We start from the raw sequence: 13919 nt of genomic DNA on the forward strand, positions 1-13919 counted from the left end.
ATGCAATCCGGTAACAAATCACTGCTGCGCAGTGTGACGTCGATTCAGAAAGAGCTGTGGATAGCGCACGAACTTTCGGATATTCCCAACAATTGCCTCATATACATCGACATGCATACCGAGTTGAACCTCGGTCATTTTGCCGCGGCACTGCATCATGTGTACGGCGAGTCGGAGTCTCTCGCGGTCAATTTCGTGCGCGGCGCCGACGGGCCGAGGCAGGTCGAACGTGATATCAGGGAATGGCGACCGAGCTATGTAGATTTCACCGAGAAGCCGGATCCGATGGTGGCCGCGTTCGACTATATGGCCCGAGAACGCGCATCGGGATTCGACCTCGCGTTGGATTCACTGCTGCGCGTCGCAATACTCGAGGTCGGCGCCGAACATTACCTCCTCTCGATGTGTTTCGACCACATCATCATGGACGGTGTCGGTGTCGTCACGTTGGCGCAGCGGGTGCTCGACGTGTACTGCGCACTGGTGGCCGGAAATCCGGTGCCGCCTGCGGATTTCGTCTCCGTCGACGACATCGTCGAGAGCGATCTCGAGTACCGCAGGACCCGGCAGGCGATCGATCGTGCCTACTGGCACGGGCAGATTCCGGCGGGGATCGAACCGGTGCGGCTGCCCGGCAGCGCCGAGCACGGTGTGCGGCCGGGGCGAGTCGGTGGTACCCAAGGCTTTTCGGCCGCGGAGTTGGACGCGCTGCTGAGCTCTGCGCGCGCGATCGGGGTCAAGCTGCCGTTCCTCTTGATGTCGGTCGCGGCGGCCGCGATCCAGCGGCACGCGCTCCGCGACGAATTCTGTGTGCAGATACCGGTGTCGAATCAGGACGCCATCCCGCGCAGGACGCCGTGCCAACTGTCGGACACCGTGCCGATGCTGGTCGATTCGAGCAGAGAGCTCTCGCTCGGCGAGTTGGCTGTCCGGATCAGCGACACCATCGCGAGCGCGCGAGATCATCTGCGATACGGCATGTCGGAGATCCGGCGTGACCGGAAAATGCCGAATACCAAGGGGAATCCCTTCGGCCCGGTGATCAACGTCATGTCGTTCTTCGGTGCGCTGCGGATGGCGGGTGGCACCGCCGATCTCCAGGTCTATTCGGCGGGCAACAGCGGCGATCTGTCGATCGTCTTCTATTACGAGCGGGAGTCGGATCGCGGTGGCTCACTGCGGATCGAGGGCGATGCGCAGCTCTATACCGAGGCCGATCTGCGCAGGTATCTCGCGGCGATCACCTGCTACCTGCGACAGGCGATCACCGACCCGGATGCGCTGATCGGCGCGGTCGACATCCTCGGCGCGGACCGGCCGCTGGTGGTCGAGGGCTGGAACGACACGGCGGTGCCGGTCGATCCCGAAGCGACCCTGGTCGGGTTGTTCGAGGAGCAGGTGCGTCGCGTGCCCGATTCGGTGGCCGTGGTGTGCGGTGCCACGGAGCTCTCGTATCGGGAGCTCGATATGTGGTCGGATCGCGTTGCGCGGACCTTGATTTCCCATGGGGTGCGGCCGGACAGCGTGGTGGCGGTGGCATTGCCGAGATCGGTGGAGCTGATCGTCGCGATCCTGGCGGTGGTGAAGGCGGGCGGCGCCTATCTGCCGGTTGATCCGACATATCCAACGGAGCGGTTGGTTTTCGTGCTCGGGGATGCCGCGCCGATCGCCGTCCTCACCGATGTCGCGACCGCACAGACACTTCCGGATGGCAGCGGTGTGTTCATCATGATCGACGACGATGACGCCGAACAGTCCGGCATCGTCCGGCCCGCTCCGCTACGGCCGGGGAATCTCGCGTATCTGATCTACACGTCCGGTTCCACCGGCACGCCCAAGGGTGTCGCCGTCACGCATCGCAACGTGGCCTCGCTCTTCCTGAGCACCGCGCCGTGGTGTGACTTCGGCACCGAGGATGTCTGGGCGTGGTGCCATTCCCAGGCATTCGACTTCTCGGTGTGGGAGATCTGGGGTGCGCTGCTGCACGGCGGTCGGGTCGTTGTCGTGCCGTGGGACGTGGTGCGTACCCCGGCGCAGCTGTGGGAGCTGGTCGTCGCCGAAGGCGTGACGATCCTCAACCAGACGCCGTCCGCCTTCTACGCGCTCGCCGAAGCGCGCTCGGCCTGCGGCAACCCCGAATCCGCCTTGCGCATGGTGATATTCGGTGGCGAGGCGTTGAATCCCGCATACCTGCGGCCCTGGTATTCCGCAGGCGTCGAGGCCGGTCCGGCGCTGGTGAACATGTACGGGATCACCGAAACCACGGTGCATGTCACGAAACTGGACATGGAGACGGCCCGCGGGACCATGGGTGGCAGTCCGATCGGATCTCCGCTCGGCAATATGCGTGTGTACGTGCTGGATTCGTGGCTGCAGCCGGTTCCGGTGGGAGTGGCCGGTGAGTTGTACGTCGCGGGTACGGGGTTGGCGCGCGGCTACCAGCGGCGAACGGGTTTGACGGCGGGACGGTTCGTCGCCGATCCGTTCGACTCGGCGGGCGGTCGGTTGTACCGCACTGGTGATGTGGTGCGGTGGACGGCTGGCGGCGTACTGGAATACGTGGGCAGGGCCGATGATCAGGTGAAGATCCGTGGCTTCCGCGTGGAACCCGGCGAGGTGGAAACGGCACTGGCACACCATCCTTCGGTCGCGCAAGCAGTGGTGATCGCCGTCGACACCGACGGCGGCACGCAGCTGGTCGGGTATGTGGTCGCCGATCGGAGCACGAACGGTCACGGACTCGACGGGGGAGAGGTCCGCCGGTTTGTCGCGGAACGGTTGCCGGAGTTCCAGGTGCCCGCGGTGGTGATGGTGATCGACGCGGTGCCGTTGACGCCGAACGGCAAACTCGACCGGATCGCGCTGCCCGCGCCGGAATGGGTGTCCTCGGCCCGTTATCGGGCACCGGGCAGCGCGGGCGAGCAGGTGTTGGCGGACCTGTTCGCCGAGGTGCTCGGGCTGGAACGGGTCGGCGTGGACGACAGCTTCTTCGAGCTCGGCGGGCACTCGTTGTCCGCAACGCGTCTGATCAGCCGGATCCGGGTGGCGTTGGGCGTCGAGGTGCCGATCCGGACGGTCTTCGACGCACCGATGGTGGCGCAGTTGAGCACTCGGCTCGACGCCGGTGTCCAGGTGCGGCCCGCATTGACGGCTCGGCAACGGCCCGAGGTGATTCCGCTGTCGTACGCGCAGCGCCGACTCTGGTTCATTCAGCAGCTGGAGGGGCCGTCGGCGACCTACAACGTGCCGTTGGCCGCGCGGTTGACGGGCGTCTTCGACGTGTGTGCGTTCGTTGCGGCGGTCGGCGATGTGGTGGCGAGGCACGAAAGCCTGCGCACGGTTTTCGTCGACGTCGACGGTGTGCCCGCACAGCGGGTGCTCGATGGGGTCGAGGTGCCGGTGGCGGTCACCGACATCGAGCCGTCGGAAGTCGAGGTGGCGGTCGCGCAGGCGGCGGGGTATCGATTCGACCTCTCGTCGGAAATTCCGCTGCGCGCCAGTGTCTTCCGCTGCGGTGCGGAGGAATGGGTGCTGGTGCTGCTGCTCCATCACATCGCCGGTGACGGTTGGTCGGCAGCCACACTGTTGCAGGACCTTTCGACGGCGTATGCCGCGCGCCTGGAGCGGCTGGCGCCGGGGTGGGCGCCCCTGCCGGTGCACTATGTGGACTACACGCTGTGGCAGCAGGAATTGCTCGGTTCGTCGGCCGATCCCGAGAGTGTGTTGTCTCGGCAATTCGAGTACTGGCGTGGCGAACTCGCCGATCTGCCCGACCAGCTGCGGCTGCCGACCGATCGGCCGCGGCCGAGGGTCGCAAGTTACCGGGGCGATCGGGTGCTCTTCGAGATCGATGCCGAGACCCGTGCGGCGGTCGAGCGGTTGGCCGGTCGGGCCGGCGCGACGGTCTCGATGGTGTTGCAGTCGGCGCTGGCGGTCCTGCTGCGCAAACTCGGTGCCGGAGCGGATATTCCGATCGGGGCGCCCATCGCAGGCCGTACCGACGATGCGCTGAACGAGCTGGTCGGGTTCTTCGTCAACACCTGGGTGCTGCGCGCAACCGTCGCTCCTGCGGCCACTTTCGTCGAGATCCTCGCCGATGTCAGGGCGAAAGCGCTGGCCGCCTACGAGAATCAAGACGCGCCGTTCGAGCTGCTGGTGGAACTGCTCAATCCCACCCGCTCTGCGGCACACCATCCGCTGTTCCAGGTGCTGCTGACGCTGCAGAACACCACGATGCCGACCTTGGCGCTGCCAGGTGTCGGTGTGCAGGCGTATCTGCCGCCGACCACCACCTCGCGATTCGACTTGACCTTCAACATCGGCGATGCCACGGTCGCGGCATCACCCAACGGTGATGCCCCCGCGCCGATCGGCTGGGACGGATACATCGAATACGCCACCGAGCTGTTCGACCGGGCCACCGTCGAGGCGATGGCAAGCCGATTGGTGCGGATATTGCGGCAGGTGACGGCGGACCCGGGCATTCCGGTGGGCTCGGTCGACGTCCTCGACGCAGGCGAGCGCGACCTGCTGGTGCATCGATGGAACGACACCGCGGTCCCGATTTACCGGCACGGCACGGTGGTCGGGTTGTTCGAGGCGCGGGTGGCCGCGCATCCGGACACGATCGCGGTCGTCTGCGCGGACACCGAGGTGTCGTACGGCGAACTCGATGGCCGCGCCGATCGGCTCGCTCAGGTCTTGATCGCCAGCGGGGTCGGTCCCGACACGATTGTCGCGGTGGCGCTGCCGCGCTCGGTGGACCTGATTGTGGCGTTGCTCGGCGTCTTGAAGTCCGGCGGGGCGTACTTGCCGATCGACCCGGCATACCCCTCGGATCGGTTGGCATTCGTCCTCGCCGACGCCGCGCCTGCCGTCGTCGTGACGGACAAAGCCACTGAACTGACGTTGCCGCCTACTCCCGCGCCCCGGCTCTTCCTCGACTCGCTCGATCCCGGTGCGACCGGCAGCTACCGAACCGACATCGTGCGGTCGGACAACCTGGCCTACGTGATGTACACGTCTGGCTCGACCGGCGTGCCCAAAGGTGTTGCGGTAACGCACCGTAACGTGCTGAACCTGGCCTGCCAAGCCTGGTCGGCCGGTCCCGGCGAGCGCGTGCTCGTGCATTCGTCGATCGCCTTCGATGCCTCGACCTATGAGATCTGGCCCGCGCTGATCGGCGGCGGGGCCGTGGTGGTGGCCGGTGCACAACGCTCGGATCCGGCCGAGATCATCGGGTTGGTCGCGGATCGGTCGGTGACGAAGATGTTCTCGACGCCCGCGTTGCTGTCGGTACTGCTCGATGAGGCAGCCGGGGTGCCCGACGCACCGTTGCGGAGCCTGAACCAGGTGATCGCCGGTGGTGCCGAGCTGACCTCGGCGGTGGTGCGGCGCGTGCAGAGCTTCGCCGAGGTGCGGGTGTACAACGGGTACGGTCCGACCGAGACCACGGTGTTCGCCACCACGTTCGCGGCCGACGCCGTATCTGCAGACGCTGCCGTACCGATCGGCTCCGCGTTGGCCAATATGCGTGTGTACGTGTTGGATTCGTGGCTGCACCCGGTTCCGGCGGGTGTCGCCGGTGAGTTGTATGTGGCCGGTCCGCAACTGGCGCGTGGGTACCACGGTCGAGCAGGCGCGAGCGCGTCACGGTTCGTGGCCGATCCGTTCGATGCGACCGGTGGCCGGTTGTATCGCACCGGTGATGTGGTGCGCTGGAACAAGACAGGGCAGCTGGAGTTCGTCGGCCGCATCGACGACCAGGTGAAGATCCGGGGCTTCCGTGTCGAACCCGGTGAGGTGGAAGCGGTGCTGGCACAGCATCCTTCGGTCGCCCAGTCGGTCGTGGTTGCGCGGGACACCGACGGCGGTAAGCAGCTGATCGGGTACGTGGTAGGCAGTGACCTCGCCGGCGCGGACGTGCGCGCGTTCGCTGCAGAGCGGTTGCCGGAATTCATGGTGCCCGCGGCGATCACGGTGCTCGATGCCATGCCCATGACGGCGAACGGGAAGCTGGATCGCGGCGCGTTGCCCGATCCGGAGCTGGTGTCCTCGGTGCGCTACCGTGCGCCGAGCACCCGCCAGGAGCAGCAGCTTGCCGAGCTGTTCGGCGAGATCCTCGGACGCGACCGGGTCGGGGTGGACGACAGCTTCTTCGAGCTGGGCGGCCACTCATTGCTGGCCACTCGCATGGCAAGTCGCATCCGGGTGGTGCTCGGCGTCGAAGTGCCGATTCGGTCGGTCTTCGACGCGCCGACGGTGGCGCAGCTGGCGACCAGACTGGACACCGGTGCTCAGGTCCGGCCCGCGTTGCTCGGTCGGCAACGGCCCGACGTGGTTCCGTTGTCGTACGCGCAGCAGCGGCTGTGGTTCATCCATCGGTTGGAAGGGCCGTCGGCGACGTACAACATGGCGCTGGCTGTGCGGCTGCACGGGGTGGATGTGTCGGCGTTGCGTGCGGCGATCGTGGATGTCGTTGTCCGGCACGAGAGTCTGCGCACGATCTTCGTCGATGTCGATGGGGTGCCGTCCCAGCGGGTGCTCGAGGCCGACGGGATCGAGGTGCCGGTCACGGTGACCGAAACCGCGGCGCTGGACCCGGCGGTGACCGCGGCGGTGCGGTATGGGTTCGATCTCTCGTCGGAGATTCCGGTGCGTGCCAGCATATTCCGCTGTGGCGCCGACGAATGCGTTGCCGTGCTGCTGGTCCACCACATCGCCGGCGACGGCTGGTCGTTGACGCCGTTGCTGACCGATCTGTCGACGGCGTACACGGCTCGGCTGGCGCGCCGCGCGCCGGACTGGGCGCCGCTGCCGGTGCAATACGTGGACTACGCATTGTGGCAGCGCGAACTGCTCGGCTCGTCCGACGACCCGGACAGTGTGTTGTCTCGGCAATTCGAGTACTGGCGCGGTGAACTCGACGGCTTGCCCGAGCAGTTGCGCCTGCCGATGGATCGGCCGCGGCCTCGGGTGGCCAGCTATCGCGGGGATGTGCTGCCGTTCGAGATCGATCCGGCGCTGCGTGCCGCAGTGGAACGGCTGGCCGCCCGCGAGGGCGCGACCGTTTCGATGGTGCTGCAGTCGGCATTGGTCGTGCTGCTGTTCAAGCTCGGTGCGGGAGAAGACATTCCGATCGGTGCACCGATCGCGGGCCGGACCGACGAGGCGCTGACCGATCTGGTCGGGTTCTTCGTCAACACGTGGGTGCTGCGCGCCGCCGTCGCTCCTGCGGTCCCGTTCGCCGAGATCGTCGGCCGGGTCAGGGCGAAAGCGTTGGCCGCGTACGAGAATCAGGATCTTCCGTTCGAGTTGCTGGTGGAGTTGTTGAACCCGACTCGGTCGGCGGCGCATCATCCGCTGTTCCAGGTCACGTTGGCCTTCCAGAACAACACGCTGCCCGCCCTCGAGCTGTCGGGCGTGCGGATCGAGCCCTATCGCGCGGCTACCGCGACGTCACGGTTCGACTTGTTCTTCAACATCGCCGAGGCGGCCGCCGGTGCGCCGTGGCCGGGGTTCGTCGAGTATGCGACCGAGCTGTTCGACCGGTCCACCGTCGAGGCGATGACGCAGCGGCTGGTTCGGCTGCTGCGGCGGGTGGTTGCGCGGCCGGACGCACCGGTGGGGTCGATCGATGTGCTCGGTGGCGACGAACGGGCGCTGGTGTTGCAGCGCTGGAACGACACCGCGCGCGTTGTCCTCGACAACACCGTGGTCGAGTTGTTCGCGGCGCAGGTCGCCACCGTGCCCGAGGCGTTCGCGGTCGTCTGCGGTGACGTCGAGTTGACCTATCGGGATCTCGACAGTCGGGCCGACCAGGTCGCCAAGATCTTGGCTGCCCAGGGGGTCGGCCCGGACAGCATTGTGGCGGTGGCGTTGCCGCGCTCGGCCGACTTGATCGTCGGGTTGCTCGGTGTGCTCAAGGCAGGCGGCGCGTATCTGCCGATCGATCCGGCGTACTCGTCGGACCGGTTGACGTTCGTCCTCGCCGATGCCGCCCCGGTTCTCGTTCTCACCGATCACCACACGGCAGAGCGCCTGCCGCACAACGGAACACCTCACCTCTACCTCGACACGATCGAGGAAATGCCCAGCGTCGACGGGCCGGTCCGGTTCGGTGTGGACTGGGCGTCGGCGATCACGGCGCAGAACCTGGCGTACGTGATCTATACGTCTGGCTCGACCGGTGTGCCGAAAGGCGTTGGTATCACGCACCGTAACGTCGTCAACCTGGTGGCGCAGGCTTGGCGGGCCGGTGTCGAGGATCGGGTGTTGGTGCACTCCTCGATCGCGTTCGATGCCTCCACCTACGAGATCTGGCCTGCGCTGTGCGGCGGCGCCACCTTGGTGATCGCCGCCGCGGAGCGTTCGGATCTGCTCGAGATCACCCGGTTGGTCGCGACCAGGTCGGTGACGAAGATGTTCGCGACGCCACCGTTGCTGTCGGCACTTGTCGATCTCGTCGAGTCGTTGCCGGGCAATGCATTCCGGAGCCTGACCCAGGTGAGCACCGGTGCGGACACGCTGTCGCCAGGGCTGGTTCATGCGCTGCAGGCCACGTGCGGCGATGCCCGAATCGACAACCTCTACGGCCCGACCGAGGCGACCGTCGATGTGACGGCCTATCGCGTGCCCGACGGCGCGACAGACGCCGCGGTGCCGATCGGTGCGCCGGTGGCCAATACCCGGGTGTACGTGCTGGATTCGTGGTTGACGCCGGTGCCGGTCGGCGTCGCCGGTGAGTTGTACGTCGCCAGTGCGCAATTGGCGCGCGGCTATCACGGCAGGGCCGGGCTGACCGCGACACGATTCGTCGCTGATCCGTTCGCCGCGACGGGCGACCGGTTGTATCGCACCGGCGATGTGGTGCGCTGGAACAGCCTCGGGCAGTTGGAGTTCGCGGGCCGTGCCGATGATCAGGTGAAGATCCGGGGCTTCCGCGTCGAACCCGGCGAGGTCGAAACGGTGCTGGCGCAGCATCCCTCGGTTGCCCAAGCGGTGGTGGTGGCCCGCGATACCGGGGTGGCCGCTGGGAAGCAGTTGGTCGGGTACGTGGTCGCCGACCCGTCGGGGCCGACGGTCGGCGAAGACGAGCTGGTTGGACACTGGCGCCAGGTGTACGACGATCTGTACGCCGAGGCGGCCCCTCGGAGCGGCGACGTTGCGCAGCCTGCCGCAGCGAGCGAGTTCGGGTCCGATTTCGGTGGCTGGAACAGCAGCTATACCGGGGAACCGATTCCGCTGGCGCAGATGCGGGAGTGGCGGTCGGCGACGGTCGATCGGATCCGTGCGCTGCGCCCGCGGCGGGTGCTCGAGATCGGTGTGGGGTCGGGCTTGCTGATGTCGCAGTTGGCGCCGCATTGCGCCGAGTACATGGCGACGGACTTCTCGGCGGAGACCATCGCGACGCTGCGCGCACAGTTGGCTGGGCTCGGCGCGGAGTGGGTCGAGCGCGTCGTGTTGCGCGTCCGTGCCGCGGACGACGGGGACGGACTGCCGGAAAGTCATTTCGACACCGTGGTGTTGAACTCGGTGGTCCAGTACTTCCCCGGTGAACGGTATTTCCGTCGCGTCCTCGAGCAAGTGCTGCGGGTGCTGGCACCAGGCGGCGCGGTGTTCGTCGGCGATGTGCGCAATCTCGCGCTGCTGGAAGAGTTCACGACCGCGGTGCAGATCGCCCGCAACGGCGGCGACGACCCGGCGGCGGTCAGAGACGGCGTACGCCGCGACATCGCCGCTGAGCAGGAGCTGCTCTTGGCGCCGGAGTACTTCCTGGCCATGAGCCGCGTCCTCGACATCGGTGCCGTCGATATCGCACTCAAACGCGGCTCCTCGGTGAACGAGCTGACGCGCTACCGATACGACGTGATCATGCGTAAGGCGCCGGTCACCCCGGTAGCGGTCGCCGACGTGCCGAAAGTCGAGTTCCGCGACCAGGATTGGCTGTGGTCGCTGCTGCGGAATCGACACGGTGACGGCATCCGGGTCACCGGGATTCCGCACGCCGGGCTGGCCGGCGAAATCGAAGCGGCGCACCGGATCCGGACGGGCCACGCAGGCGCCGACGGACTGAACGTCGGCTACGAGGCGATGCTCGCCGAGGCTGCCGCGCGGACGGGCAGCGGGTTGTTGCCCGAGGACCTGCACGTGCTCGGCAGCCAGCTGGGGTACATCACCGCGGTCACCTGGTCGGGCGAACCGGGTCGGATGGATGCGGTTTTCCTCGACGCCGTTGCGCACGCTGGACGACCGATGACCGGCGTGTATGTGCCGACTGCGGTGGGTGATCCGTCAGGTCATGCCAACAATCCGCAGTCAGGCCTGCTGGCCGCCGAGGTCAGGCGGTGGGCGGTCGATCGGCTGCCCGAGTTCATGGTGCCCGCAACCGTGCTGGTGATCGACTCGGTGCCGGTGACCGCGAGCGGCAAGCTCGACCGGGCGGCGTTGCCGGATCCGGAGTTCGCCGCCACCAGCGAATATCGGCCGCCGCGCACCGAGCAGGAGCGCGCACTCGCCGAATTGTTCGCGGAGATCCTCGGACTCGATCGCGTCGGCATCGACGACAGCTTCTTCGCGTTGGGTGGGCACTCTCTGTTGGCCACACGCTTGGCGAGCCGGATTCGGGTGGTGCTCGGCGTCGAGGTGCCGATTCGGACGGTCTTCGACGCGCCGACGGTGGCGCAGTTGGTGACTCGGCTCGATGCCGACGTGCAGGTGCGTCCCATGCTGTATGCCCGGCAACGGCCCGACGTGATTCCGGTGTCGTTCGCGCAGCGACGGTTGTGGTTCATTCATCGGCTGGAGGGGCCGTCGGCCACCTACAACATGGCATACGCAGTGCGGTTGCACGGGGCGGACGTCGCCGTGCTCGGTGCGGCGATCGGCGATGTGGTTGCCAGGCACGAGAGTCTGCGCACGGTCTTCGTCGACGCCGATGGCGTGCCGTCCCAGCAGGTGCTCGACGACATGCGTGCGCCGGTGCTCGACACCGAGGTCGCCCCCGCCGACCTGGCTGCGGCGGTGACCGCGGCCGTGCGGTACGGATTCGATCTGGCCACGGAAATTCCGCTGCGCGCCAGTGTGTTTCGGTGCGGCGCCGACGAGTGTGTCGCGGTGCTGTTGATCCATCACATCGCCGGTGACGGTTGGTCGATGACGCCGTTGCTGCGGGATTTGTCGGAGGCGTACGCGGCGCGCATGGCAGGGCGCGCACCTCGGTGGACGCCGTTGCCGGTGCAGTACGTGGATTACACGCTGTGGCAGCGGGAGCTGCTCGGTGCGTCGACCGATTCGGACAGTGTGCTGTCGCGCCAGTTCGAATACTGGCGGCAGGAGCTCGATGGGCTCCCGGAACAGCTGCGTTTGCCGACGGATCGGCCGCGGCCTCGGGTGGCCAGCTATCGCGGGGACATGGTGCTGTTCGAGATCGATCCGCTGCTCCGCGCCGCAGTGGAAAGGGTGGCCGCCCGCGAGGGTGCGACCGTGTCGATGGTGTTGCAGTCGGCGTTGGCGGTGCTGCTGTGCAAACTCGGTGCGGGGGACGATATTCCGATCGGATCCCCGATCGCGGGCCGGACCGACGACGCCTTGGCCGACCTGGTCGGCCTCTTCGTCAACACGTGGGTGCTGCGGACCAGGGTTCCCGCGGCAGCCGCGTTCACCGAGATCCTCGGTCAGGTCAGGGCAAAGGCGTTGGCCGCGTACGAGAATCAGGACGCGCCGTTCGAGCTGCTCGTCGAGTTGCTCAACCCGGCCCGTTCGGCCGCCCACCATCCGCTGTTCCAGGTATCGCTGGCCTTCCAGAACAACACCATGGCGACGATGGAACTGCCTGGGGTGCGGCTCGAGCCGTACGTCGCCACCACGGCGACCTCGCGGTTCGATCTGTTCTTCAACATCACCGACGCTCCGGCCGGGCACCCGTGGAGCGGATTGGTCGAATACGCGACCGAGCTGTTCGACCGGTCGACGGTCGAGACGATGGTGGACCGGCTCGTTCGGGTGCTGCGGCAGATCGTGGCGGATCCGGGTGTCGCGGTGGGGGCGATCGATGTGATCGGCGCCGAGGAACGCGAGTCGGTCTTGCGTTCGTGGAACGGTGCGACCGCCGGGGTTCCTGATTGCACGCTGATCGGGTTGTTCGAGGCGCAGGTTGTCCGGACGCCGGAGACGATCGGGGTCATGTGTGGTGACGTCGAAGTCTCGTACGGCGAACTCGACACCCGCGCCGGCCAATTGGCGTGCTCGTTGATATCGGCTGGGGTGGGTCCCGATGCCGTTGTCGCGGTTGCGTTGCCGAAGTCGGTGGATCTGATCGTGGCGTTGCTCGGTGTGCTGAAAGCGGGCGGGGCGTACTTGCCGATCGACCCGGCGTATCCCTCGGATCGGTTGGCGTTCGTCCTGAGCGATGCGAATCCCGTTGTTGTGGTGACGGATTCGGCGACTGTGCGGGTGCTGCCCGACACCGCGGCACCGCGGTTGTGTGTCGATTCGCTTGACGAGAGGACGGGACAGTCGGGTGTGGATCGGGTACCCGATCCGCAGAATTTGGCGTATGTGATCTATACGTCTGGGTCGACGGGTGTGCCGAAAGGTGTTGGTGTCACGCATCGTAACGTCGTGAATTTGGTGGCGCAGGCGTGGTCTGTCGGTGTCGAGGATCGGGTGTTGGTGCATTCTTCGATCGCTTTCGATGCCTCTACCTATGAGATTTGGCCTGCGTTGTGTGGTGGTGCGACGTTGGTGGTTGCGGGGGAGCAACGCTCGGATTTGGTGGAGATCACGGGCCTGATAGAGCGTCGGTCGGTGACGAAGATGTTCGCCACGCCACCGTTGCTGTCAGCACTGGTCGATCATGTGGAGTCTTTGCCTGGTAGTCCGTTGACGTCGTTGCGTCGGGTGATTGTTGGTGGTGCTGAGCTGACAGCTGGTGTGGTCGGGAGGCTGAATGCGAAGTACGCCGACGTCCAGGTGATGAATGGCTATGGGCCGACCGAGACGACGGCGTGTGTGACCGATTACGACGCCGAGGTCGGTATCGAGGGTGCGGTGCCGATCGGGCGTCCGGTGACCAATACCCGGGTGTTCGTGTTGGATTCCTGGCTTCGGCCGGTCCCTGTCGGCGTTCCGGGCGAGTTGTATGTTGCGGGCGCGCAGTTGGCCAGAGGCTATCGCGGGCGGGCGGGGTTGACGGCGGCGCGGTTCGTGGCCGATCCGTTCGATCCGGTCGGTGGTCGGCTGTATCGCACCGGAGACGTGGTGCGCTGGATGAGCTCCGGACAGTTGGAATTCGCAGGCCGGGTTGACGATCAAGTCAAGATCCGCGGCTTCCGTGTCGAGCCCGGTGAAGTCGAAACCGCACTCGCGCAGCATCCTTCGGTGTCGCAAGCGGTCGTGGTTGCGCGGGAAACCGAGGCGGGCGGAACGCAACTCGTCGGGTATGTGGTGGCCGACCGGACCGGGCCGACCGTCGGTGAAGACGAACTCGTCGGCCAGTGGCGTCGGGTGTACGACGACCTGTACTCCGGCGCGGCAAAACTCGGCAACGGCAACGGCAACGGCAACGGCAACGGCAACGGCAACGGCAACGGCAACGGCAACGGCAACGGCAACGGCAACGGCAACGGCAACGGCAACGGCGGTGCGTCCAAAACCGGTTTCGTCGCCGACTTCGGCGGCTGGAACAGCAGCTACACCGGCGCGCCGATTCCGCTGGCGCAGATGCGGGAGTGGCGGTCGGCGACGGTCGATCGGATCCGCGGGCTGAACCCGGGTCGGATGCTCGAGATCGGTGTCGGGTCGGGATTGTTGTTGTCGCAGTTGGCTCCGGACAGCTCCGAGTACTGGGCGACAGACTTGTCGGCAGCGACGATCGACACCCTCCGAACGCGGTTGGCGACACTCGACCCGTGGTGGGC

1 protein-coding gene (only partly in view) is annotated in these 13919 nt (G+C 66.6%); it reads left to right on the forward strand.

Features of this window, described 5'->3' with window-relative positions; translation table 11 throughout:
- A protein-coding gene (locus tag ACGFNJ_RS17085) for an amino acid adenylation domain-containing protein (protein ID WP_393448316.1) crosses the window boundary here: on the forward strand, window positions 1-13919 show its 5' portion. The gene runs 1333 nt beyond the window's last position; the window shows 13919 of its 15252 coding nt (coding positions 1-13919); it begins with the start codon at window positions 1-3; the stop codon falls past the right edge of the window.

This window comes from Nocardia sp. NPDC049149, from assembly GCF_043197455.1.
In the GTDB taxonomy this organism is placed as follows: Bacteria; Actinomycetota; Actinomycetes; order Mycobacteriales; family Mycobacteriaceae; genus Nocardia.